At 38.3% G+C, this 25,352-nt stretch carries 18 protein-coding genes; 7 read left to right on the top strand and 11 right to left on the bottom strand.

The genetic code is table 11. From position 1 onward, the window contains the following. Nucleotides 1-11 precede the first annotated feature (11 nt). The 4 genes from ACT29I_RS04610 to ACT29I_RS04595 all read left to right on the top strand — a co-directional run bounded on the left by ACT29I_RS04610 (nt 12) and on the right by ACT29I_RS04595 (nt 6,487). Nucleotides 12-3,173 carry an efflux RND transporter permease subunit gene (locus tag ACT29I_RS04610; protein ID WP_444792768.1) on the top strand — a complete coding sequence of 1,054 codons (3,162 nt, stop codon included), beginning with the start codon at nt 12-14 and terminating at the stop codon, nt 3,171-3,173. A gap of 94 nt (nt 3,174-3,267) precedes the next feature. Continuing rightward, the gene (locus tag ACT29I_RS04605; protein WP_444792767.1) at nt 3,268-4,584 is read left to right on the top strand and encodes a TolC family protein; all 1,317 of its coding nucleotides are present in this window, start codon (nt 3,268-3,270) and stop codon (nt 4,582-4,584) included. 153 nt (nt 4,585-4,737) lie between these two features. Beyond that, nucleotides 4,738-5,715 carry a sensor histidine kinase gene (locus ACT29I_RS04600; RefSeq protein WP_444792766.1) on the top strand — a complete coding sequence of 326 codons (978 nt, stop codon included), beginning with the start codon at nt 4,738-4,740 and terminating at the stop codon, nt 5,713-5,715. A 1-nt stretch (nt 5,716) separates the two neighbouring features. After that, the gene (locus ACT29I_RS04595; protein WP_430931612.1) at nt 5,717-6,487 is read left to right on the top strand and encodes a LytR/AlgR family response regulator transcription factor; all 771 of its coding nucleotides are present in this window, start codon (nt 5,717-5,719) and stop codon (nt 6,485-6,487) included. 239 nt (nt 6,488-6,726) lie between these two features. Here the strand turns inward: ACT29I_RS04595 and tnpA are convergent, their stop codons facing one another. The 11 genes from tnpA to ACT29I_RS04540 all read right to left on the bottom strand — a co-directional run bounded on the left by tnpA (nt 6,727) and on the right by ACT29I_RS04540 (nt 19,237). Then, nucleotides 6,727-7,179, bottom strand: coding sequence for an IS200/IS605 family transposase (tnpA, locus tag ACT29I_RS04590; protein WP_430931611.1), 453 nt, complete (start codon nt 7,177-7,179; stop codon nt 6,727-6,729). 423 nt (nt 7,180-7,602) lie between these two features. Continuing rightward, nucleotides 7,603-7,920: an antibiotic biosynthesis monooxygenase family protein gene (locus ACT29I_RS04585; protein ID WP_444792765.1), complete on the bottom strand. Its 318-nt coding sequence runs from the start codon at nt 7,918-7,920 to the stop codon at nt 7,603-7,605. A 19-nt stretch (nt 7,921-7,939) separates the two neighbouring features. Continuing rightward, nucleotides 7,940-8,824, bottom strand: a complete 885-nt coding sequence (locus ACT29I_RS04580; protein WP_444792764.1) for a hypothetical protein — start codon at nt 8,822-8,824, stop codon at nt 7,940-7,942. 36 nt (nt 8,825-8,860) lie between these two features. Continuing rightward, on the bottom strand, nt 8,861-9,703 hold the full coding sequence (locus ACT29I_RS04575; RefSeq protein ID WP_444792763.1) for an endonuclease/exonuclease/phosphatase family protein: 843 nt from the start codon (nt 9,701-9,703) through the stop codon (nt 8,861-8,863). A 26-nt stretch (nt 9,704-9,729) separates the two neighbouring features. Further along, a complete protein-coding gene (locus ACT29I_RS04570) occupies nt 9,730-10,497 on the bottom strand; it encodes a hypothetical protein (protein WP_444792762.1) in 768 nt (255 codons plus the stop codon). Between the two features lie 60 nt (nt 10,498-10,557). Continuing rightward, nucleotides 10,558-11,040, bottom strand: coding sequence for a very short patch repair endonuclease (locus ACT29I_RS04565; RefSeq protein WP_430931606.1), 483 nt, complete (start codon nt 11,038-11,040; stop codon nt 10,558-10,560). A 347-nt stretch (nt 11,041-11,387) separates the two neighbouring features. After that, complete coding sequence (locus ACT29I_RS04560; protein WP_444792761.1) at nt 11,388-13,250, bottom strand: glycoside hydrolase family 13 protein; 1,863 nt, start codon at nt 13,248-13,250, stop codon at nt 11,388-11,390. A 116-nt stretch (nt 13,251-13,366) separates the two neighbouring features. Beyond that, nucleotides 13,367-15,676, bottom strand: a complete 2,310-nt coding sequence (locus ACT29I_RS04555; RefSeq protein WP_444792760.1) for a family 65 glycosyl hydrolase domain-containing protein — start codon at nt 15,674-15,676, stop codon at nt 13,367-13,369. Between the two features lie 80 nt (nt 15,677-15,756). Beyond that, a complete protein-coding gene (pgmB, locus tag ACT29I_RS04550) occupies nt 15,757-16,413 on the bottom strand; it encodes a beta-phosphoglucomutase (RefSeq protein WP_430931603.1) in 657 nt (218 codons plus the stop codon). Nucleotides 16,414-16,455: 42 nt separating this feature from the next. Beyond that, on the bottom strand, nt 16,456-17,814 hold the full coding sequence (locus tag ACT29I_RS04545) for an SLC45 family MFS transporter (RefSeq protein ID WP_444792759.1): 1,359 nt from the start codon (nt 17,812-17,814) through the stop codon (nt 16,456-16,458). 397 nt (nt 17,815-18,211) lie between these two features. Continuing rightward, nucleotides 18,212-19,237 (bottom strand): LacI family DNA-binding transcriptional regulator, encoded by a 1,026-nt coding sequence (locus ACT29I_RS04540; protein WP_430931601.1) that lies wholly within the window; start codon nt 19,235-19,237, stop codon nt 18,212-18,214. A gap of 443 nt (nt 19,238-19,680) precedes the next feature. Here ACT29I_RS04540 and ACT29I_RS04535 point away from each other — a divergent pair, with 443 nt between their 5' ends. From ACT29I_RS04535 to ACT29I_RS04525, 3 genes are read left to right on the top strand one after another with little or no spacing between them, the layout of a single operon-like run. After that, a complete protein-coding gene (locus ACT29I_RS04535; protein WP_444792758.1) occupies nt 19,681-22,653 on the top strand; it encodes a SusC/RagA family TonB-linked outer membrane protein in 2,973 nt (990 codons plus the stop codon). A gap of 19 nt (nt 22,654-22,672) precedes the next feature. Beyond that, nucleotides 22,673-24,238, top strand: a complete 1,566-nt coding sequence (locus tag ACT29I_RS04530) for a RagB/SusD family nutrient uptake outer membrane protein (protein WP_444792757.1) — start codon at nt 22,673-22,675, stop codon at nt 24,236-24,238. A 19-nt stretch (nt 24,239-24,257) separates the two neighbouring features. Then, nucleotides 24,258-25,352, top strand: coding sequence for a SusF/SusE family outer membrane protein (locus ACT29I_RS04525; RefSeq protein ID WP_444792756.1), 1,095 nt, complete (start codon nt 24,258-24,260; stop codon nt 25,350-25,352).

Here is a 25,352-nt window from a genome sequence, read left to right as displayed (position 1 = left end):
ATACAACATAAATGAAAAAATTAATAGAATATTTTATAAAGTTTCCGTTGGCAGTTAATCTGATAATGGGGATGATTATATTATTTGGAGGTATTGCTTTGATAGGGATGCAAAGGAACTTCTTTCCCAATGTGGCACAACGGTTTATTTATGTAGATATCGTTTACCCGGGAGCTTCTCCTGAAGAGGTAGAGGAAGGGGCTATCTTAAAAATAGAAGAAAACATTAAGGGGCTTGAAAATATGGAACGGGTGACTTCCGTTTCGAGGGAAAATAGCGGAACCGTGACCATTGAAATGCTTAAAGGTACGGATATGGATGAGGCCTTGATTAAAGTAAAGAATGAGGTGGATAGGATTTCGTCGTTCCCTGTGGCAATAGAATCTATTGTAACCTACAAACACGACGATGTCAACAGGGCAATGACCTTTGTGATTACTGCCAATGATAATAAGAATGTATCTCTAAAACAGCTTAAGAAATCGGCCCGGCTTATTGAGCGTGACTTGCTAAAGATGCCGAGCGTTTCGAAAGTGACTATAGGCGGTTATCCCGACGAAGAAATAGCCATTTTATTAAACGAAAAAAAGTTAGAATCGTATCAGATTACTTTTACGGAAATAGCCAATGCGGTAGCATCAACCAACCTTATCATGACAGGAGGAAGTGTTAAGGATGGTGAAGAAGAATTTTATATTAGAGTTAGGAACAAGGCGTACCAAAGCGAAGGAATAGAAGACATTGTAATTCGTAATACGGACAGCGGTGTAATTCGATTAAAAGATGTTGCCCAGATCAAAGATATGTGGAAGGACAGTCCATCGCAGGTGTTGTTTAATAATAAACAAGCGGTAGTTTTTACCATTGACAACACATTTGGGGAAGATATTCTGAGCTCAACAGACGACATTAAAAAGTATATTGAGGAATTTAACGGTTCGCAGGAATTGTTGGTTGCAACAGTAAACGATGACAGGAGTGTTACTTTAAACCAGCGTATCGATTTGCTATTCAGAAATGGTAGAATGGGTATTCTGTTAGTGCTGTTGTTTCTTTCCTTATTCTTAAATCCGCGGCTGGCATTTTGGGTAGCGGTAGGTATTCCGATATCTATTTTAGGTATGTTTATTTTATTGCCGCTTACTTCTGCTACCATAAACATGTTATCTCTATTTGGGCTGATATTAGTGCTGGGTATATTAGTTGATGATGCCATTGTGGTTGCCGAGAATGTATACCGGCATTGGAATATGGGGAAGAAGCCGATTAAAGCCGCTATTGACGGGACCATAGAAGTGACTCCGGCTGTTGTTTCCGGGGTTATTACTACCATGCTGGCATTTTCGGCCTTTATATTTTTAGATGGTAGGATGGGAGACTTTTTTAAGGAAGTAGCTATTATTGTGATCTTTATTTTATTTGTCTCTTTATTAGAAGGATTAATCATATTACCCGCTCACCTGGCACACTCCAAAGCATTAACCAAAAACGACGGTTCAGCATGGAAGAAATATATGGGTTGGGCCGAACGATGGGTTATTGTTTTTGCCAATAAATATTACCGCCCATTTATCAAGTGGACCATAAACAACCGCACCGTAACGCTGGCAGGTTTTACTGCCTTGTTTATTCTCTCCATAGGATTAGTTAAGGCAAGGGTGGTGGGAACCACTTTTTTTCCTCAGGTGGAAGGAGATAATTTTATGATTAGCCTGGTAATGCCTTCCGGCACTGAAGATGAGGTTACGCAAAAATCGCTTGATGTTATTTACCATGCAATATGGGACGTTAATGATGAACTGAAAGAAGAAGGTATTGAGGATGTTGACATTATAGATAAAGTTTATCAACAGTTTAAAGGTTCGGGGCATTCTGCTATAATCCAGGTTCAGATGAAAGACTCTGAAACCAGGAATTCTTTAACAGGGACCATCACTGCCATGATTAGAGAAAAGGTAGGTGAAATTCCCGGGGCTGAATCCCTGTTGATTGAGGGTTTTACGCCTTTTGGGAAACCTTTTGTTTTGAGTTTGGTGGGTGATGATAATAAAGAACTTCAGCAGGTTAAGGAAGAACTGAAACATATATTAAAAAGCAGGCCTGAGTTTGCCGAAGTATCGGATGTGGCTCCTGTAGGAAACAGGGAGATTGAGATAGAGCTTAAAGAGAAAGCCTACCTGTTAGGAATTACCTATAGAGATGTAATCACCCAGGTTCGGTATGCATTTTACGGGAATGAGGCGCAACGAATACAACGAGGTAAAGATGAAGTGCGTGTTTGGGTTCGTTACGATATAGAAAACCGCAGATCAATAGGTCAGCTCGAAAACATGAAGATTCGTTTGGGTAACGGTAAAGCTTATCCTTTATCGGAACTGGCAACTTTAAAAACGGTTAATGGCGTATCTAATGTTCGTCACCTCGAGTTTGAAAGGGAAGTACAGATAGAAGCTAACCTAAGTGATCCGACAGCATCGGTTTCCGATATTATGGCAGATCTGAAAAACGAAGTGCTCGATGACCTGCTGTTGAAATACCCTGGTGTGAAACCGGTATATGATGGTCAGAAAAGGGAGACAGATAAGGTTAAAAATTCGGCTGTTGTTGTTATGCCCGTTATCTTATTGTTAATGTTGGCTATTGTGATGCTTACCCTGCGCTCAGTGATACAGAGCTTGTTAGTATATGCCATGATACCGCTTGCTTTTGTAGGTGTTGTTGCCGGACACTGGATTCATGGAATGAGTATCAGCATTATGTCGGGTATGGGTATGATAGCCTTAGTGGGAGTGATGATTAATGATAGTTTGGTGCTGATTAATGCATTAAACATTAACTTAAAAGAGGGGATGAAGTATCAGGAAGCACTCATCGATGCCGGAGTGTCAAGGTTGCGTCCAATATTGTTGACCACTTTAACAACAGTTGTGGGTATGGCACCAATGGTATTGGAAACCAGCATGCAAGCTAAATTCCTGATTCCGGTAGCTTTATCGCTGGCTTATGGTATGTTAATGGCCACCACTACAACCCTGATATTATTACCGGTAATGCTAACCATAACCAATAATTCCAGGGTTAGCATCCTGTCGCTAATAAAAGGAAGAAAAGTGACCCACGAAGAGGTTGAAAGTGCAGTTAAAGAAATAAAGTTTAATGAGGAGAACGAGTAAACAATGTGATGGGGGTGGAAAAAATCCATCTTATAATAAGTAAGTTTTACTGTTAAGTAAATTGCATTGGGGAAAACTTTTTAATAAAAATATCATGCGTAATAAAATATATATAATAATCGCTTTGGGATGGATGGTATTTCCATTCCTTAAAGCACAAGAAATAAGTGGTGAGCTTACGCTCGAAAAAGCCATTGGCATTGCCATGACCAATAACTACGATTTAAAGATTGCTGAAAATCAGTTGCTGCAAGCTAAAAACAATAATAGTATAGGTAATGCAGGTTTATGGCCTTCTGTATCGATAAATGGCGGTTTAGATTATTCAGAATCAGATATCGAAACAGAAACAGAAAGTACCGGTGTGCTTACATATGACGGTGTGGGTGCAACAGTGTACAGTGGCAATGCCAGAGTAGATTACGCATTATTTGATGGATTTGGAAACAAATACAACTATAAAAAACTTCAACAATTAGACGAGCAGCAACAAATTTTCTTTCAACAACAAATGGAAAACACCATGTTGGATGTGGTTGATGCCTATTACAATGTTTGTAGTGCTCAACAAAACCTAAAACTGGCTAAAGAATCCATGGCAATATCAAAAGAAAGATATCAGAAAGCAGTGGATAAAAGAACATACGGTCAGGCCAACAAGTTAGATGTGTTAAACGCCGAGGTAGATATGAACAGCGACAGCACTAATATTTTAAATGCTGAGCAATATTGCGTAACGGCTATCAAAGACCTGAATGTAGTTCTGGGTGTACCGGTAAATTCAGCATATAGTGTTGATGAAAAAATTGAGTTTACAAAAAACTTCACTGCTGATGAAGTGATCAGTGCAACCATGGTTCGAAATAGTATGCTACAATCGCAGCAAAAACAGGAAGAGATTACGCAGATGGACTTAAAAATTACACAATCGGGCAAATATCCAAAGCTTTCGGCCTATGGAAAGTATGCTTATAGCAATACCGATTATTCTGATTATGCTACTGTTTATTCGCAAAGCAGCGGACCAAGTGCAGGGTTATCGCTATCATTTAATGTGTTTAACGGGAATCAGCAACGCACCCGTGAAAAGAATGCAAAGCTGAATATATTAAGCGAACAAGAACGTACGCAACAAATAAAATCGCGACTGGAACGTGATGCTTCTAATGCTTATACCGACTATACTTATAAAAAGCGTATTGTGGATTTGCAACAAAGAAGTTTGGTTCAGGCAGAATTAAATTTTGAGCAAACCAAAGAAATGTTTAAACTAGGTAGCGTAACATCTATTGAGTTCAGAACGGCACAGCAGAATATGCTTAACGTGGCCAACAATTATAACGACGCTCGTTTTAACGCAAAAGTGGCAGAGTATAATCTGCTTCGAATTACCGGAGAGTTGGTGAAATAGTGATTAGTTTAAAGTCGAAAGTCAAATGTCGAAAGTTATTGGCTGTTATTGGTATAGAAAAGAAAAAAATCTATTATCTCATATATAAAAGTCTAAAAAATGATTTCCAACCGTATAAAAATATTCTTTATACCATTTGTAACTGTTCTGATCATGATAACATCATTATCCATGATGGTTCTTTTAGGATTTAGAACAGTGAATGAAGTTATGAATATTTTTACGCACCGTAGTATATGGGCCTTTGGTAATGCCGCAGTTGCTGTAACTATATTTTATTTCGCGGTTAACTGGTTTAACGAATTTGTAGAGTGGAATAAAAACTGGGGAATTCGATTGGTGTTAGATGCCATACTTATTGTTGCTCATGCCTTTGCCGGTGTATTTATTCTCAATTACCTTTCTGTACATGGGCATTTCGGTGTCCCTCAGGAGAAATTGGACAAGGATTTTTTATACATTATGCCTATAGTTATGGATAGCCTCTTCTTAGTCTTGATTGAGTTAATTATGGGAATGGAAGAACGTAATAAACTGGAAATACAGGTCGCTCATCTCGAAAAGGAACAAATCAATGCCAAATATGGTGCGCTAAAAACGCAATTAGATCACCATTTTCTTTTCAACAACTTAAGTGTTCTTTCTTCCATTATCTATGAAGATGTGGATAAAGCGGACAAGTTTATCCAACGATTTTCACAAGTATATCGATATGTGCTCTCTATCAACAAACGAGATTTGGTGACGCTGGAAGAAGAGATAGATTTTATAAAAAGCTACCTGCAACTGTATAAATTCAGGTTTGAAGATGGTTTTGATTATGAAATCAACATTGATGAAAATAAGCAGAAAATGCTGATTGCACCATTAACACTTCAGGTACTGGTTGAAAATGCCATTAAGCACAATGTTGTTTCCCGAAGTCAACCACTTCGTATTTGTGTTTTTAACGAGGATAATGGCTTAATCGTGAAAAATAACCTGCAATTCCGGGATAAGTCGGAAATAGAATCAACCAATACAGGACAAAACAATATTTTTGAAAAATATGAATTGCTGAACTGTGCATTACCGGTCATTAAAAATGATGGAAAGCATTATTCTGTAAAAATAACCTTAATCCCAAGGTAAGATGATTAAAGTTTTAATAGTTGAAGATGAAATGCCATCGGCACGAAAGCTGAATGCTTTGGTGAGCCATATTGAACCCGACTTTGAGGTGGTGGAGATTTTAGAATCCGTAAAACAAACAGTGGAGTTTTTGGATAACAACACAGTAGATTTGATTTTTTTAGATATTCACCTGGCCGATGGAAACAGCTTCTCTATTTTCGAACAAATCAAAGTAGAAACACCTATCATCTTTACCACAGCTTTTAATCAATATGCCATAGAAGCATTTCAGCAGGTAAGTGTTGATTATCTTTTAAAACCGATTGAAAAAGAAAGGTTGAAGCAGGCTATTGAAAAATTCAAAAAAGTTCATCTGGCCGTGAAACCTTCCGCGGCTGTAGATTATCAGGAAATCAACCGAATAATAGCTGCTTCGGTAGGCAAAAAAGAATATCAGGAGCGTTTTATGGTGCACTATCGCGATAAGATTAAAGCTATAGAAGTGGATGATATAGCCTCTTTTTACGCCGAAAACAAATCTGTATTTATCACCATGTTCGATGGACATTCCTATGATTTGTCCAATACCCTGGAACAGTTGGAAGAAAAACTGGATCCCAAATATTTTTTTAGGGCCAACCGCAAATGCATCGTCCATATAAAAGCGGTTAAAGATGCGGTGGTTTATTCAAAAAGCAAACTGAAGCTCAACCTGGCACCTTCTTTGCCATTTGAGGTAATTGTCTCCACAGAAAAATCATCGAAATTTAAACAATGGTTGAGTAGGTAGTGCCATTCAATTAGTCAATGTTTAATTGGTTATTAGCCGCTGTAGCCCCCTTGGGGCAATCATTTACATGACGCAGAACTCATAGGGCGATGCCCTGTGCTATTTCTATAACACCTTTGTAGCCATTAATCCTGGCGCAAAGTAAGAAGCATTTGCCCAAAAAATTTAAACGATAACCATATTAAGCCGACGGGCTTATAGTATTATCGTAGGGCAACGCCCTAATAGCTCACCAATCATCAATCCCACACATATTTTTCATCATACTCCACATTATTTTTTTTCAGAAAACCCCTGAACTCCTTTTTAAAAGTTTTTGTTTTATGATGTTCCTTTTGATTTTTAATATAATCGACCACCACATTAATCTCTGAAGGTTTTACAGAGAAAATACCGTATCCATCTTGCCAATAAAAATTTTGATATTTAGCGCCTAACGTCTTTACCCACTTGGAAGATCCCCGTTTTAATTCTTGCAACAGACCGGCTTGTGTAATTTTACGTGACAATGTGCATAAAATATGAACATGATCATAATAACCACCAACGCTTACGGGATTGCATTCCAAAGCTCTACATGCCCCTCCGAGGTATTCATATAGTCGATCCTGGATTTCGTTATTAATTAAATTTTCCCTGTGCTTAGTGCTGAAAGTAATATGGACATACACTTTTGATAAAGATTGAGGCATGGTTATTTATTTAAAGGATTATTGTTTATTAAGTTAAGAAAAACAATCCTATTTGGCCATGCGTACTTTGCCATTTCGCATAAACATCTATTTTGCGATATGGCTATAGCCCCTTTGGGGCATTATGTACATGACGTAAGTTACATTGGGCGCTGCCTATGCTATTACTATAACACCTTTGGCGCATTCAATATTAAGCCGAAGGATATGATACACTCGATCAATATCAATTAATCGAAAACAAAAGCCCAACGGGCTTATAGCAATAGCACAGGGTATTACCTGTGTGTTTAGCGTTACACAAATATACCCCAATGGGGTTTTAGCATTCACACAAGTAACATCCTGCATCAATGTATATTACACAGGTGTAATACAAATCCTTATTTACGTTTCCGGAGTCGTTAAAAAATAAAATATTGACTACATCTCAAAACTATAATCCGACTCTACCAACGCAATGCGGGTTTTATAACAATTATACCACATTTCTCTACCCATCTCTCTGGCTTTCGTATGTTCTATATGGTTTTTCCACTTTTTAATGGATTCCAAATCTTTCCAATACGAAACGGTTATGCCCACTTCATTTTTGGCACTTTCAATACCTAAAAAACCCTCCTGTTCCCGGGCAAGTTTTTCCATAAAATCAGCCATTTCAGCGTATCCGTTATCTCCTTCTGTTCTAGTTGAAGTAAAAATAACGGCATAATACGGGGGGGGTGGCGTTTGAGCAATCATATTAATCTTTGTTATATCTTTACTTATGTTTCAACCTATACGCCACCACCCTATTATTAAAAAAAGTTGGTACTAGCAACAAATTACTCTCAGGAATAAAATCAATATCCGCGGCATTGATATTTTTCTCGCGGGTATCCAGCAATTGTTTTTTACTCCAGTCTTTGGCTGAAATATAAAATACCTCACCTTTCCAGTTGGAAACGATAAAATCGTCGTTGGGTAACCTTACAATTCCATCGCCATGACCAATTTCGGTAGTCAACACATTTAATGATCCATCTTTTAAATTACATATCCCAAACTCACTGGCTTTTGAGGTTACGTAATACATTCCCTCTTTAGCAGACAGCAAACCATTTAACCGGGCTAAATCTTTTACTAAAACCGCATCCATATTCCCGTTTTGCAAAGCATATATTGTTTCGCTGGACGAACCTGAAGCATAAACAACGCCCTCGGAGGAAACAGTTAAATCATTTAAGTCCGGTTTTCCATCCACCGGGTATTCATTCACGATTTTTCTTTCTTTCATATCAATTTCTACCACTCTGTTGATATCATTCACAAAAAGTCTGTCGCCAACAATACCCATTCCCTTGGGGCCGCTCATTCCTTCAACCCATTTGAGTTCTAAAATATTTCCGCTGGTATCTATGGTGGAAATAAACCCGTTATGATCAATCTCCCAAGGTGATTCGTTGACGTTAGCGACATAGATCACCCCCGATTCTTTGTGGTACAAGACTGATTCGCTGGTTGTCATTAACGAATCGGTTTGCCAAACCATTTCCAGAAAAGGTTCCGGGGTTTTGTTTTGAGGTTCTGTTTTCTTTGTTTTGGAAGAGCATGCCGCCACCAATACAATTAAGCTACAATACATTGTTAGTTTTAACGTTTTCATGAGTCTATTTTTAAGATTATTGTTTCCCGGGAATTTTTAATCATCCAATATGATTTCAGCCATCACTGGTAAATGATCGGAAAACCACACGCCATTTATTCTCTTGTCATCAATATGCCGGTATCTTTTTACTTGCAGTTTCTTTGTAAAAATATAGTCAATTCTTCTTATAGGTGTTATATTCTTGCCGAACGAGTTAAAGGTTCCGTGGGGGCCATATAAAGGTTTAAGTGATATTTTAGCCCCATCATCCATTTGTTTTTTTAGTATTTGAATGGGTTCACTATCGGGCCCGCTGTTAAAATCGCCCATTACAATCACCTTTTCTTCATCCAACTTAAATTCTTTTATTTTATTCATAATCAGTTGTGAAGAATTTACGCGGGCTAGTTCACCAATGTGGTCGTAGTGGCAGTTGAATACATGTAAGACTTCCCCGGTTTTCTTAATCCTAAATATGGCGTAAGTACTTATTCTTTCCATAGAGGCATCCCATCCTATCGAAACTTTATCTGGTGTTTCTGATAGCCAAAAGGTTTTGGTTTTTACCAATATTATTTGGGTCGTATCAAAATAAACGGCAGTGTATTCGCCTTTTTTAATCCCGTCGTCTCTGCCCACTCCCACATAATTGTAATTAGGCATTTTTTTATCAATATATTCAACTTGAGAATGGAGTCCTTCCTGTATTCCAATAATTTCCGGTGAATAATAATCGAGTAGCTGTACCACTTCGCCTTTACGGTTTTCCCACCAGTTGTCGCCATCATTCGGATTATTGAAACGGATGTTGTAAGTCATTACTTTAACCTGAGCTACACACAACAAAGAAATTTGTATAAGGAAAAGAACGGCTATTAATTTTCTGAACAGTTTCATAATTAATTAATTTGTATGGTAAGCAATTACCTATAATTCATCAGGTCGGGATGTTTGAAACGATAATTTACGTGCTTCTTTAGTTTATTATTGCTTACAACTTTGAATTCCGAAGGTTTAACTTCGTCAAATTCAGGTGGCTTTCTTCCTACTCCCTTCATTTCTTTGGTGTAGAATTCTCTTCGTGTTGGATGAGTATCTGCACATGCATTAAAAATTTCACCCCAAATATCTTTTTCGATCAATGTCTTAATAATCGCTATGCAGTCCTCTAAATGAATCAGGTTGACAAAACCCTCTGGATTCTTGATTTTAATTCCGTTAGGAAAAAAATACCCCGGTTTTCGATCTCCTCCAAATAAACCTGCAAATCGAAGAACAGTTGTTTTAAAGAGAGAACTACTGCAAAATATCGACTCAATTTTAGCAAGAGCAGTATCCAATGTGTTAGTTTCTTCCGTTACCTCTCCGTTTAAGTTTGGGTATACTGAAGTAGAGCTAATAAAGATTACTTTATCGATATCAGAGGCATGAATTTGCGAGACCAGGAATTTAAAATTATCGATATCCTTATGAGGGACGGCAATGACAAGAATATCTGCCTTTAAAAATTCAGTACGATCTTCCCTTTCGTATAAATCAATTAAATAAGGATTTATTTTTAATTCGGCTAGCTCGGTTAATTTAATTTGTGAAGTCGTTGATCCTTTAGTTGGGTAACCAGCCTTGATTAATTCTACAGCCAAAGGAATGCCCAACCAACCACAACCCAATATGCTTATTGTCGGTTTCATAGCATTAAGATAAACTAAAATTAGCTTTCCATCAACATCAATCAGGTTTGGAGTAAAAAATTATGTAAGCACATACATTTCCTTTTCTTCAATAACGTCCAATATCTTAATAACACAAACATTAAACTCCTTTTTTAATTCGTGTTCCCAAAAACGCAATAGGGTCCATCCTTTTCGTTTATAAAAACTGTTGATCATAGCGTCCCGTTGCATGTTTCTTTCAATCTTTGGAATCCAGAAGCGGCGGTTTGTTTTTATTTGGTGCTTTTTCCGGTGCCAATTATAACCGTGCCAAAACTCTCCATCAATAAAAATGATTAACCGGTACTTTCCAATAACGATATCTGGTTTGCCGGGTAGCCGCTTTACGTTTTTATAGTAACGAATACCAATACTCCACAGAAACTTACGCAGCTTAACTTCGGCCTTTGTATCTCTTCCACGAACTTTGCTCATCATCCTGGATCGTTTTTTTGTGGTGTAAAATCCGTTGGCTTCGCTAAACCGTGGTACCTTAATCTCGTTTTTGTAATACTTTGCCATAAAACAATCCTCTCAAAACAAATTTCATCATTTTTTTTGAATTAATGCACTGTCAATTAATTCTTGCCATATGTCATTAAACTTTTATTACTCCCGGTAATCCAGCTAAACATGGTTCTTTTCATAAAACGTACACTATGTATTTCAGGGAGATATACGCATCTGAGCTGAAAAACTGGTTGAATAGCAAGCGGCATATTATCAAAGGAAAGTTCAATACTTTTAAGGTTTGATATTGTTGTTTGCAAATCATATTCTTTCGTTTATTGGCAGAATATGATTTGTTGGGTATAAAGCAAAATTTACCCCAGAATTGTCATTGTTTGAGTTGAACGTATCTATTCAATTTATTTAAGCTCAATCACCATTGCTGATTTTGCTTTGATATTAATACTTTTAAGATTGCCGATGGCTCTTCCCGTTAGAATATTAGTGCCTTGATTAAAGCCACCTGTAATTTCTTTAAATCGTGAAGTATCAATATGTTTAATACCTTTTGTGTTGTTGTTTAGAATGACCATGATGGTTTCATTATCAGTATATCTAAAATACACATATACTCCATCCCTTGGAATAAAATGCAAAGTGTTGCCGTATTTTAAGGCCTCGGAGTGCTTGCGGTAATTCAGCAGTTTTTTTATCAGCCCAAAAATCTTGTTCTGGTCTGTATTTCGTCCTTCTTTGGTAAAAGCATTAAGCTTATCGTTTTTCCATCCGCCTGGGAAATCAAGCCTGATTTTATCATGGCCATCCAACCCGTTTCCATTCATCAGTAACTCGGTTCCATAGTATATCTGCAATATGCCTCTGGTGGTGGCTGCATAAGTCAACGCCATTTTTAGTTTTGCCGTATCGTTTTGCAAGGCATGCAAAATGCGCCCTTCGTCATGATTGTCCGGGAATACAACCAGGTTCATGGGGTTGCGGTAGAGGTGGTCGTCGGCCAAGGTGTTGTAGAGTCTCGACATGCCGGTTTCCCAACCCTCCTCTTCATTAAACGCACGTTTGATGGCATCTTGCATCGGAAAATCCATCAGGCTGGGCAAGTGCGAGTTGTAGCCGTCTTTGTTGGGGAAGTCCTTTTGCCAATAGCATAGTTTCGAAGCCTCGGTAATCCATGATTCTCCAACAATATTAAAATTGGGGTATTCGTTTAAAATACGTTGTGTCCAAACCGCCATCCCATGTTTATCGGGGTAAGGATAGGTATCCATTCGAATGCCTTCTAAACCTGCATATTCGATCCACCAAATGCTGTTTTGAATCATATAATTCATCATAAACTCGTTCTCCAGGTTGAGATCGGGCATGGTGGTGTCGAACCAACCTTTTACGGATTGATCTTTGTCGGCCCGGGAAACGTAAGGGTCGGAAATGGTTGATAAACGATAGTTGGAACGTGTAAACTCTTCCCATTGATTAATCCAGCTGAACATGGGCAAGTCCTTCATCCACCAGTGGTTACTTCCACAGTGGTTAAACACCATATCCATAATCATCTTGATGCCGCGTTTGTTGCATTCTTTGGTGAGTGTTTTAAATTCTTCGTTGGTTCCGAGCCGGGCATCGATCCGGTAAAAATCGGTAATAGCATAACCATGGTAAGAAGCCATGGGCTGATTGTTTTCCATCACCGGATTGAGCCAAATGGAGGTGAATCCCATCTCCTCAACGTAGTCTAAATGATCTAAAATGCCTTGTAAATCACCGCCGTGACGCCCATAAGGTGCCTTGCGATCCGTTTTTTCGAGCAGGCCTTCAATATTATCGTTTTGGGGATTCCCGTTGGCGAACCTATCGGGCATAATCAGATAAATGGCGTCTCCCGAATCAAATCCTTTTCTGTACATGGACCCGGCTTCCCGATCTAATAGTTGGTATTCGTATGTGCAAATAACCTTTCCTCCCTTTATAAACTCGATAGGCATAGTTCCTGCTTTGGCTGTAGGCGAAATCAACAAGTCAACAAACAGGTAATTGGGGTTTTCTACTTTAGTGACTTTTTTCAAAGAAACGCCTCCATAATCAATACGAATATCAGTGGAAGCAATTTGCGGGCCATAAACCAAAAGTTGTAGTTCGGGAGAATGCATTCCTACCCACCAATTGGTAGGCTCAATGCGTTTTATAACGGCTGTGCTCATGGCTTCAAGTATGTTTGAACTGGATAATATCATCATGGCAACATATAAAATTTGAAGTAGTTTCATTTTTAATTGGGTACCTAAAGTTAAGTAAAAAGGGTGAGGGAGGAATAAAAAACAGAGACACAAGGGGCTGCGGGAGAGGGATCACTCAGCGCCAAAGTGTCTCTATGTACCATATACTATCGGGAAATAGTCTGCGAACGATTCGGTTCAACAGTCACTAGTTTATCATAAACGTATAGTTCAATGGTTTTTTCCGCATGGGAAATAATTTCCACATCTGCCACACTAACCCTTACTTCCAGGTCGTTTCCTTTAAAGGTAATACGGAAAGCATATTCTTCCCATCGTGCAGGAATATCCGGGTTCAGATATAACTTCTCGTCATAAGCCCTTTTGCCTCCAAATCCTTCAACGATTGACATCCATGTTCCTGCCATACTCGTGATATGTAATCCTTCATGAACTTCGGCATTGTAATCATCTAAATCCAGGCGAGAAGTCCGCAGATACATCTCGTAAGCTTTCTCAACGCGCCCAATTTTTGTTGCAATAACAGAGTGCACACAAGGAGACAGGGAAGATTCATGTACGGTACGCGGTTCGTAAAAGTTGAAGTTTCGCTCAATTTCTTCTTTACTGAATTCCTCCTCAAAAACATACATTCCCTGTAAGGTATCTGCTTGTTTAATAAAGTTTGAACGGAGTATTCTGTCCCACGACCAGTGTTGGTTAATTGGACGTTGCCCGGGGTCCAGGTCATCAGCCATGATCTGTTCTTTGTCCATAAACCCATCCTGTTGCATGTGAACCTGAAGATCCTCGTTGTATGGGAAATGCATGTTGGCAACAATGTCTTTCCAGCGCTGTGTTTCGCTATCTCCGTCAAAGCGCAGCTTTTCGACTAACTCGTTATATCTGACCGGACTGTTTTCTTTGACGTAATCCAAAGATTCCATGGTGTATTTTAAACTCCATGTTGCCATTTTGTTGGTGTACCAGTTGTTATTGATGTTGTTTTCGTATTCGTTAGGGCCGGTAACCCCTAACATCACGTATTTATTTTTTGCCTGTGAGAATGTGATCCTCTGGCTCCAAAATCTGGAGATACCAACTAAAACTTCAATGCCGTACTCTGCCAAATATTTTTTATCCCCGGTATGACGGATATAATTGTGGATAGCAAAAGCAATAGCGCCATTACGGTGAATTTCCTCGAAGGTAATTTCCCACTCATTATGGCACTCCTCGCCATTGGCTGTCACCATGGGGTAAAGTGCGGCTCCATCTTTAAAGCCCAGTTTCTCGGCATTTTCAATGGCTTTTGGCAGGTGTTTATATCGGTAAATCAATAATTGACGGGTAACTGCTGGAGGAGCGGTCATTAAAAAAAACGGGACACAATAGGCTTCAGTATCCCAATAGGTAGTTCCGCCATACTTTTCGCCGGTAAACCCTTTGGGCCCCACATTTAATCTTTCGTCCTCACCGGTATAGGTTTGGTTTAGATGGAAGATGTTAAACCGGATACCTTGCTGCGCAGCTACATCACCTTTAATTTTAATATCACTGAGAACCCATTTTTCGGCCCATTTTTGTCGGTGATCGGCAAATAATTTATCGAAACCTTTGTGGCAAGCGTACGAAACTAATTCTTCGGCATTGGATTTTAATTCGTTGGTAGCGTAATTTAAAGATGAGGTTACGCCAACAAATTTCTCAAGACAAGCCGTTTGACCTGCTTTTATTTCAAACTCAACCTTGTTGCCTACCCATTTGCTTAATTGAATAACTTCAGGTTTGGCTTGCACCTGTTTGTTATCTATCATTGCATGGTATTTGATGGCGATACCAACCCTAAAGTCCGATTTCTTGGTTTGAGACTCTAAATAGGCACCACCTTCAGAAGCATTTACATCTAAAACGTTCCAAAATTTCTCATCATAGTTAGCGTCCTCGTTTTCAATATCTCCGTCGATATAGGGGGTAAAGCTGATAACACCATTAAAGTTAACAGGTGTTACTTCATAACGGATAGCTCCGTTTTCGGTATCTGCCATGCTTACAAATCGTTTTGCTTTAACATGGATTTTTCTGTCATCATCCAAAATAGCATCAAATTCCCTCTCTAAATATCCCTCTTGCATATTCAGTGTTCGCACAAAGTTTTCCACTTTACACTTGTACAAGTCTAATTCAGTACCGTCAATAGTAACGTCGATACCAATCCAGTTTGGAGAATTTAGAACCTTGGCAAAATATTCAGGATACCCATTTTTCCACCAACCCACTCTTGTTTTGTCAGGATAATAAACTCCGGCAATATAACTTCCCTGTAAACTTGGTCCCGAATATTTTTCTTCAAAATTGGCCCGTTGTCCCATCTTTCCGTTACCAATGCTGAAGATACTTTCCGAAGCCTGATGATTGACGGGATCAAATCCTTCTTCAATCACACACCATTCGTTATGTTTAAGATATTTTTTCATGATTAAAATTTTTTATTCCCGTCGGTCGGGTCAAATAATTTTTAAGTGACAAATTCATAAGTTCTCTGCCTACGGTTGGGTTAGCCGTTTAACAGACCCAGTTTCTGCATGTTCATATTGTGCAACCCAGCTACCACCAAGTGAGCTTTGCCCAATACTTCTTCATTGCCAATGCCTACACACTTCATGCCTCCGGCCAAAGCTGCTTCAACCCCAGCTTCCGCATCTTCAAAAACCACGCAATCTTCAGGATCAACACCTAATGCTTCTGCACCTTTCAAAAAAACTTCCGGATCGGGTTTTGCTTTAGATACTTTTGTTCCGTCTATTATGGTGCTGAAATACGATGTTAATTCCAATCGCTCCAGGATAGTCATGGCATTTTTACTGGCCGAACCTAAGGCAATTTTAATTCCTTCTTTTTTTAATAGTTCTAAAAATTCCTTGGTTCCGGGAAGGATTTCTTCCGGCCCCATTTTTAGAATATATGTCAAGTAATTTTCGTTTTTCTTTGCCGCCAAAGCCAGTTTTTCCTCTTCGGTTTTTTCAATCTGCCCTATTGAAAGAAGTATGTCTAAGGACGTCATTCTGCTCACACCTTTAAGTCTTTCGTTATCCTCAATGGTAAAATCGAACCCCATTTCATTAGCCAGTTCCTTCCATGCTATGTAATGATACTTGGCGGTATCTACTATTACCCCGTCTAAATCGAAAAGACAAGCTTTTACTTTTCCCATTTTATAAATTATTGTTAAATGTTGACGTTTTATTTTTCTGTTTTAAGCCTCTTGTTCTTTGTCCTGCTTTACAAAGGCTACTGAAAATGCTCCCAGCACCATAATTATTCCTGCCAGAATTAAAATATAAATACCCTGATTGCCAAAGAAAGATCTAAGAATAGGGCCTCCGATAACACCGCTCAAAATTTGCGGAATTACTACAGTCAGGTTAAAAAGTCCCATATATACCCCAATGCGCTTGGGAGGTAATACGCCCGATAAAATGGCATAAGGCATGGATAGTATAGCTGCCCAGGCCATCCCAATTCCAACCATTGATATAAGAATGTAATACTGATTTGTGAAGAAGAAAATACTTATAAAACTTAACCCTCCAAGAAGTAAGGAGAAACTGTAAATAGTTTTTCGGCTTGTTAAGGCGATCAGTTTTGGTAGTAAAATTGAATAAATTGCCGCAACTAAACTGTACATGGCAAAACATATACCAACCCAGTTACCTGCTTCGTCAAATGCTTTTCTTAAAATTGTGTCGGTGTTTTCGGTAGCATTAAAATCCAACGGAACCCCAAAATAGTGTTGCGAAATGGCTGTGGTGGAATAAACCCAAAGCAGGAAAAACGGAAACCACGAGAACAATTGAACAATAGAAAGCTGTCGCATAACCTTAGGAGCCGTTTTTAATAATTCCCAAAAACTCTCTTTCTTCTGCTTGTCTTCTTCAGTTATGTTTTTATACGCTTCGTATTCCTCGGGCGGATATTCTTTGGTTTTTAACACGGTAACTAAGACGCTTATTAACAGTAAGGTACCTCCAATATAAAACGACCATATCACAGATGGAGCTACCTCTCCGGTTTCACCTTCGTTGGATACACCAACAGCAGTTAAAATAAAGGGCAAAGCAGATCCTATTACCGCACCAAAATTAATCAGGAAACTCTGAACGGAATACCCAACGTTTCGTTGCTCTTCAGGCGTCATATCTGCAACCAGTGCCCTAAAAGGTTGAAAGGTTACATTAAACGAGCCGTCCATCAGGGCCAGCATGATAACGCCAAAAGCTAATGCTGCTGCTGTTCCCGCTTTAAAAACAAGAGGAGCGTTAGGCATAAAAAACATAGCTACCATTGAAATAATGGCCCCAAACAAAATATAAGGTGTTCTTCTTCCTATCCTGGTCCAGGTTTTATCGCTTGCTGCGCCAACCACTGGTTGCACAACTAATCCCATGATGGGAGCAACCAACCAAAAGAATGACAGGTTATGCGGATCCGCACCTAAACTGGTTAATATCCTACTTGCATTGGCATTTTGTAAGGCAAAGCCGAATTGAACTCCCAGGAAACCGAAACTTAGGTTCCAGATTTGCCAAAAGGATAATCGAGGCATCTTCTTCATAAAATCAAAAATAATTACATGATTACTATGTATCTCGGTTAACGAGATAAATCGCAGGAATATACAATAAATGCTATTAACCCGGATTTGTTTATCCAAGAGAGTAAAATACTTTGCTAATTCCAGAATTGGAGTTATGCAGGTGTTGACTTATATCAAATCGTGTCCAATGATTTAAAATCTGCATCAAAGATACGTTATAAATATTAATTCTAAGCTATCATTTATAGCTAGTTATGGCTGTTTGTTTGTGGGTGTGTTATAGAAACATCAGATTGCAACCGTTTGCGGTACATGCGTAAAATATAAAAAAAAGCTAAAAAAATATCAGGGCGTGGTTCTGCAACCGTTTGCAAAATCCGCTTTGGACTAATATCTACCAGCCAAAAGCTATAAACTAATCCCTCACCTTAGTCGTAGATTCTCTAATGCGCAATACAGGGGTGAGTACTTTTGTTTGGGGTATGTGAACTTCTTCCTCGTTTTCAATTTGATTAATTAATAACTGAATGGCCTCTTTCCCCATTTCAATACCTTTTTGTTCCACAGTTGATAAAGGAGGGTAGGCAATGGTGGCATTAGGACCATCTCCAAAGCCTATTACGGAAATGTGCTCGGGAACTTTAATATCGTTTTTAATAAGTACTTGCATGGCTGCAATGGCCGTTGAATCGTTTACGGCAAATATACCGTCTATCCGGTTGGCTAACTGAAGTATTTTACCCGCATTGGCAAAAACTTCGTCTCTGGTATCGCATTTAATGACGTATTCTGGGTTATAATCTATACCAACTTCATTTAGTGCTGCCTGGTATCCTTCCTTTCTTCGTTTACCTATGGCCAGATTCTGAGGTCCTGCCAGGTGCAATATTTTTTTACATCCAATAGACATAAGATGGTGTGTGGCAATTTTTGCGCCTGAAAAATCATCAATAAGTACTTTGTCTGCTTCAATTTCTTCCGGTGCCCTATCAAAGAAAACCACAGGTACACCATGTTCAATTAAGTTACGTATGTGATCCAGTTGGTACGTGGTTTTACTCATCGACATTAAGATTCCATCAACACGGTTGTCCAATAATGCTTGTGCGTCGCTAACCTCCCGGTGATAATCTTCGTTCGACTGGCATATCATTACATTATATCCGGCAGCATAGGCTACTTTGTCGATTCCTGCAAGAACAGAAGAAAAAAAGTGGTGTACAACTTCCGGTAATATAATACCAATGGTGTTGGTTTTGCTACGTCTCAAATTCAAGGCTAAAGCATTAGGTCTGTAATGAACCTTTTCGGCAAAAGCCTGAACCATCTGTTTTGTTTTCGGGCTGATATCCGGATGATCCTTTAGTGCCCGGGATACAGTAGATGCGGAGATGCCCAGTATTTTAGCGATGTCTTTTATAGTAACCTGATGTGTAGCCATGTAAAAATAAATGTATTGGTTATGTTTCCCATGCCATGGGGTTGTAATATTTAAAAGTACAATAATTGTGCAAAATAAAGTTGTTCTGCAGGCTTCTTTTGTAGAGTAATTTCCTCATTGCCATGAAAAACCAACATATATCATGTTTTGAACAAAAGTGCAAAAGGTTAAAAATATGTTATAAAACATACGTGCGTATTGCAAACGTCTTCGCAAACGTCTTCGCAAACGTTTGCGTTAAAAAATGTCAATAATAAACCCAATGATGTTAATAAATGTTTATCTCAAGCTTGTTTTTATTGTAGATTTGTAAAGTCCAAATGAGCGTAAGGCGATTGCAAAGCAGCGTGTTATGTTTGTATATTAAATCAACATCTAAATTTAAAATCTACTATCAATTAAGAAAATTAAACAAGTTTTTTAACTGTTAAATCTTTAGTTTTATGATTAAATCATTTCGTTTTAACAAAGTCATGCTGGTGCTGGCCGGTTTGTTTATTATAACAAGCGTAGCCCTGGCTCAGGAAGTGACTATATCCGGTACCGTACGGGATGCCGGTATAGGTGATGTGTTACCGGGTGTTACCGTGGTTATTAAAGGTACAACCACCGGTACGATTACTACTCCGGATGGAACATATACTATAAGTGCAAATAAAGGTGATGTTCTCATGTTTTCATTTATTGGTTTTCTTTCACAAGAATTGGTTGTAGGAGACCAAACAACCATTAATATCGAGTTGGAAGATGATGTTATTGGCATGGAGGAGGTTGTGGTGGTTGGATATGGTCAGGTAAGGAAAGAAGATGCAACGGGGTCTGTTTTTACTGTAAAATCGGATGACTTTAACCAAGGTTCTACCAGTTCTCCTCAAGATCTTATCGTAGGTAAAATTGCGGGTGTGCAAATTGTAAATGATGGAGGTGCTCCAGGTTCAGCGTCAACCATTAGGATTCGTGGTGGTTCTTCTATGTCTGCCAGCAACGATCCGTTAATTGTTATTGATGGAATGCCTTTGGATAATAGGGGTATTGATGGAATGAGTAATGTATTGAGCTCATTAAACCCTAATGATATTGAAACTTTTACCGTATTAAAAGATGCATCGGCAACTGCAATTTATGGATCACGTGCTTCCAATGGTGTAATTCTTATTACAACTAAAAAAGGAAAAGCAGGACAAAAATTAAAAGTTACGTATGACTCTAAGTTTTCAATAGGTAAAATTAAAGAGACTATAGATGTTTTAAGTGCCGATGAGTATAGAACTTTAGTAAATGAAAGAGCAGTAAATAATTCTTCTGTTAACCCTGCATTGATGGGGAATGCTTCAACTGATTGGCAAGATGAAATATACAGAGATGCAACCGGGCATGAGCACAATATTGGAGTTTCTGGTTCAATCAAAGATGTTCCGTTTAGAGTTTCGGCCGGTTACACAGATCAAAACGGTATTTTGCAGACTTCGGAAATGCAAAGAACTACAGGGACATTAAATATTAATCCTAGCTTTTTAGATGATCATTTAAAAATAAATGCTGGGGTTAAGTATATGGCGATTGATAATAGATTTGCTGATAAAGGAGCTATAGGAAGTGCTTTACGCATGGATCCTACACAATCTGTTTTTAACAATACCGGAATCTACGGAGGTTATACAACCTGGTTAACGAGTGATGGTTCCAGGAATGTGAATGGAACAAGAAATCCTGTTGCACAATTACAGCAAAAAGAAGATGTTTCTGATGTATCAAGAATAATTGCAGACTTTCAGGCAGATTACAAACTTCATTTCCTTCCTGAATTAAAGGCAAGTGTGAAATTGGGTTATGACTATTCTGACAGTGAAGGTGATGTAGATACTGATTTGGATGCCTCATGGGTACAAACTGCTTCAAATGGAGTAGAAAGAGATTATACCCAGGAGAAAAAGAATGAATTATTCGATTTTTACTTGACCTATAATAAAGATCTTCCAGACTTAAACAGTAAATTCAATGTAATGGGAGGTTATGAGTGGCAGCATTTCTGGTCGAAGTCTACAGCTTTTGAGGTTGACAGATTTAATACAGCAATAGAAGATTCTGAAGATGAAACGGAAAACTACCTGGTTTCATTCTTTGGTAGAGCCAATTATACTTTTAAGGATAAGTATATATTAACGGCTACAGTACGTCAAGATGGTTCTTCAAGATTCCACGAAGATAACAGGTGGGGTACTTTCCCTTCTGCAGCATTGGCCTGGCGAGCAAGTGAAGAGTCTTTCCTTAAAGATATTGATGTTATAAGTAATGTTAAAGTTCGTTTAAGTTACGGTATTACAGGTCAGCAGGAATTAAATAGTGGAGACTATCCATACATGGGAACTTATCGATTAAGTGATTCAAGAACACAATATCAATTCGGTAATCAGTTTTATACTTTAATAAGACCTGATGGATACGACGAAGGTTTACAATGGGAAAAAACGACAACATACAATGCCGGTATCGATTATGGGTTCTTCAATAACAGAATTAATGGTACGTTTGATATTTATAAACGAGAAACTGAAGATCTGTTAAACACGATCCCGGTTCCGGCAGGAACAAACTTTACAGACAGGTTATTAACAAATGTTGGAGACTTGGAAAATAACGGATTTGAATTCTCTATCAATGCAATAGTATTTGACAAAAAAGATTTGTATTGGGAAGTTGGCTTTAACCTTGCTTATAACAAGAATGAAATTACTCGTTTAACAAACTATGACGACCCTGATTACAGAGGAGTTGAAACAGGAGATATTAGTGGTGTTGGTGTTGGTAATACCATTCAAATCAATGCAATTGGGCATCCATTGAACACTTTTTATGTTTACGAGCAAGTATATAACGCAAACGGAAAACCAATTGAAGGTCTTTATGTAGATAGGAATAAAGATGGTCAAATCACATCAGCCGATAAATATTATGCTGAAGATCCTGCACAGGATTATAGTATGGGTTTTTCATCAAACATTAAATATAAAGATTTTGATTTTGGCTTTAATGGTAGAATAGGTATTGGCGGACAAATTTACAACAATGTAATTGTAGGTGGTCGTTATCAGGAAATGACCGTTAATGAATACTTAACGAATATGCCGTCTGAAATTAACAAATCTCAGTTTGAAACAGCTCAGCAATATTCTGATTATTTTCTTGAAGACGCATCATTTTTAAGAGTTGACAATATAACGTTAGGGTATAATTTTACTAGATTATTAAAACCGCTTTTAGGTTTTGATTTTAATGCAAGAGCATATACATCTGTTCAAAATGCGTTTGTGATAACCGATTATAGTGGATTAGATCCTGAAGTGAACGGAGGAATTGACAATGACGTATATCCAAGACCAAGAACTTTCTTGTTTGGATTAAATGTAAATTTTTAATTGATAAATGTTTTTAATTATGAATAAGAGATATTATAAAACAAAATCTATCATGATTGCATTTGCATTATTATTTGCATTTGTGTCATGTACTGATGATTTGGATACCTTACCTCTGGATGAGGATATAAAAACCGCAGAGAATGTTTTGACTGATGCAGAATCTTATAAGGAGCTTTTGGCAAAATGTTATGCAGGTTTAATCTTAGGAGGTCAAACCGGGGTTGATGGTGAACCTGATATAAGTAGTATTAATGGTGGGTTTTCATCTTATTTAAGACTACTTTGGAATCATCAGGAACTTCCAACGGATGAGGCTATTTGTGCCTGGAATGATGGTAACCTTAGAGATTTACACGATCAGGACTGGAACAGTTCAAATGAGTTTGTTACGGCTATGTATTATCGTATAACGCTTCAAATAGCTTACTGTAATAATTTGATTAAATTAACGGATGGTCAATCGGAATACAAAGCTTATAGTGATGAAGCCAGAGCTTTGAGAGCTTTAAGTTATTACCATATGCTAGATATGTTCGGTCGTGGACCATTTGTTACAGAAGAAGATCAGATTGGTTCATTTTTCTTCCCGGAAATGGCTACGCAACAACAAATATTTGAATACATCGAGTCGGAACTTACTGCAGTTGAAACTGAATTAGCGGATCCCGGAACAAACGAATATGGTAGAGCTGATAAAGGTTTAGCTTGGGCAATCCTGGCTAAAATGTACCTAAACGCAGAAGTTTATATTGATACACCAAAATACACAGAAGCGATCACTTATTGTAACAAAATAATTGATGGTGGTTACTCAATAGAATCTGATTATGCCAATTTGTTTTTAGCAGATAATCACCTAAGAACTAACGAGATTATTTTCCCAATTACATCAGATGGTAACAATACTCAAACATGGGGAGGTATGACATTTATACTTCACTCTACAGTTGGAGGAGATATGCCTGCGAGCGAGTCAGGAATTGATGGCGGATGGGGTGGAAACAGAACCACGAAAGCTTTTGTAAATCTTTTCCCCGATGTTACAGGAACGGACAAAAGAGGAATGTTTTATACGGAAGGGCAAGAGCTTGAAATAGGAGATATTTTCAACTTTAGACATGGGTATGCTCTACGCAAGTTCAAAAATATTACTTCAGCAGGAGCTGTAGGTTCAAGTCTATCATTTCCGGATACTGATTTTCCACTTTACAGATTGGCGGATTTTTATCTAACCTATGCCGAGGCTGTAGTGCGCGGTGGAACAGGTGGAGATATGGCAACTGCAGTTGGTTATGTCAACGAACTTAGAGAAAGAGCATATGGAGATGATTCAGGGAATATTGCTGAGGCTGATCTAACCCTTGATTTTATTCTTGACGAAAGAGGACGTGAACTATACTGGGAGTGTCACAGAAGAACTGACCTAGTTAGATATGGGAAATTGACGGGTGGTGATTACCTATGGCCTTGGAAAGGTGCTGTAGTGGATGGTGAATCTACCAACGGTAAATATGATGTATTCCCTATTCCATCGTCGGATATAAATGCGAATCCAAATCTGTCGAATATCTCAGGTTATTAATAGGTTAAAAAGACGCGATATGAAAAATATAAAATATGTACTAATATTACTTCTCGCTGTTAGCATTTTTGCTTGCGAAGATGATGATATTTTGAAATTAAATGACTCAAAGTACACTCCAGCTACTAATATAAGCGGCTTTGGTGAAAATTTGGCGATATCAAAAGCTACAAAAACGGAATCTATCGAGGTGTCGTATACACCTGCTTCTTATGGAGTGGATATTGTTGCAACGCATCAACTTCAGTTTTCTTCCTCATCAGATTTTACTAATCCAGTTACTTTTGATGTAGATGCAGCTGATAATGCTTTCACATTTACCGTAGGAGCGATTAACGAATTGTTTACAGAATCTTTGGAGTTGACTGTGGATGAAGAGGTTGATGTGTATGCTAGGATTGAAACCACTTCGTTGGATGGAGTCGAAACACTTTACTCTTCTGTTGTGAATTTTAAGACAACACCTTATTTAGATATTCTATTTGCTCCTAATACCTTTTACTTGTTTGGCGATGGTGTAGGGCGAGTTGCGCAAAACAACAAGCTTAAATTCATCAAGGTGAACAGCGAACCGAATGACTCCTGGTCCATCGTTTGGATGGAAGCTACAGGAAGTTTTAAACTGTGTTCTGAAGAGAACTACAAAGGAGTGATAGGGAAAATTGGTGATGCTGATGCTGCAACTGGCGAGTATACATTAGGAACAGTAGATAACAGGGGAGATGATATTCCTGTGCCAGGGACTGCAGGATATTATACAGTAGGTATTAATTTGGAAACCAACAAACTACTTATAGAACCTGCTAACGTATATATTTGTGGACCTAACGTTGATGCATGGCCTGTAAGTTCAGTTATCGAAGAAAATCAATTTCAGTTAGATGCTGTAAACAAGACGATGTTTTTAACTAAAAGCTTATTAGGTGGAGAACTGAGACTTCACGTCACACATCCATACATTTCTGCTGCTGACTGGTGGCATGCTGAGTTCATATTCATTGACGGTAAAATTGAATACCGAGCGGATGGTGGTGATCAGGATAGAGTTAATGTTAACGCAGGTGAACAGACTATAGAGCTTGACTTTATTAATCAAACTGGTAAAATAGAATAA

The organism is Saccharicrinis sp. GN24d3 (assembly GCF_052400645.1).
In the GTDB taxonomy this organism is placed as follows: Bacteria; Bacteroidota; Bacteroidia; order Bacteroidales; family Marinilabiliaceae; genus Saccharicrinis.
The sequence above is the reverse complement of the archived record's forward strand: the minus strand, read 5'-3'. Positions and strand labels throughout refer to the sequence as shown.

Bases quoted from the DNA above. Each gene is read 5' to 3' on its own strand.
- ACT29I_RS04605 (WP_444792767.1), top strand. From the start codon at position 3,268: ATGCGTAATAAAATATATATAATAATCGCTTTGGGATGGATGGTATTT.
- ACT29I_RS04525 (WP_444792756.1), top strand. From the start codon at position 24,258: ATGAAAAATATAAAATATGTACTAATATTACTTCTCGCTGTTAGCATT.
- ACT29I_RS04540 (WP_430931601.1), bottom strand. From the start codon at position 19,237: ATGGCTACACATCAGGTTACTATAAAAGACATCGCTAAAATACTGGGC.
- ACT29I_RS04575 (WP_444792763.1), bottom strand. From the start codon at position 9,703: ATGAAACTGTTCAGAAAATTAATAGCCGTTCTTTTCCTTATACAAATT.
- ACT29I_RS04610 (WP_444792768.1), top strand. From the start codon at position 12: ATGAAAAAATTAATAGAATATTTTATAAAGTTTCCGTTGGCAGTTAAT.
- ACT29I_RS04555 (WP_444792760.1), bottom strand. From the start codon at position 15,676: ATGAAAAAATATCTTAAACATAACGAATGGTGTGTGATTGAAGAAGGA.
- ACT29I_RS04535 (WP_444792758.1), top strand. From the start codon at position 19,681: ATGATTAAATCATTTCGTTTTAACAAAGTCATGCTGGTGCTGGCCGGT.
- ACT29I_RS04530 (WP_444792757.1), top strand. From the start codon at position 22,673: ATGAATAAGAGATATTATAAAACAAAATCTATCATGATTGCATTTGCA.
- ACT29I_RS04580 (WP_444792764.1), bottom strand. From the start codon at position 8,824: ATGAAAACGTTAAAACTAACAATGTATTGTAGCTTAATTGTATTGGTG.
- ACT29I_RS04585 (WP_444792765.1), bottom strand. From the start codon at position 7,920: ATGATTGCTCAAACGCCACCCCCCCCGTATTATGCCGTTATTTTTACT.
- ACT29I_RS04570 (WP_444792762.1), bottom strand. From the start codon at position 10,497: ATGAAACCGACAATAAGCATATTGGGTTGTGGTTGGTTGGGCATTCCT.
- ACT29I_RS04565 (WP_430931606.1), bottom strand. From the start codon at position 11,040: ATGGCAAAGTATTACAAAAACGAGATTAAGGTACCACGGTTTAGCGAA.
- ACT29I_RS04595 (WP_430931612.1), top strand. From the start codon at position 5,717: ATGATTAAAGTTTTAATAGTTGAAGATGAAATGCCATCGGCACGAAAG.
- pgmB (WP_430931603.1), bottom strand. From the start codon at position 16,413: ATGGGAAAAGTAAAAGCTTGTCTTTTCGATTTAGACGGGGTAATAGTA.
- tnpA (WP_430931611.1), bottom strand. From the start codon at position 7,179: ATGCCTCAATCTTTATCAAAAGTGTATGTCCATATTACTTTCAGCACT.
- ACT29I_RS04545 (WP_444792759.1), bottom strand. From the start codon at position 17,814: ATGAAGAAGATGCCTCGATTATCCTTTTGGCAAATCTGGAACCTAAGT.
- ACT29I_RS04560 (WP_444792761.1), bottom strand. From the start codon at position 13,250: ATGAAACTACTTCAAATTTTATATGTTGCCATGATGATATTATCCAGT.
- ACT29I_RS04600 (WP_444792766.1), top strand. From the start codon at position 4,738: ATGATAACATCATTATCCATGATGGTTCTTTTAGGATTTAGAACAGTG.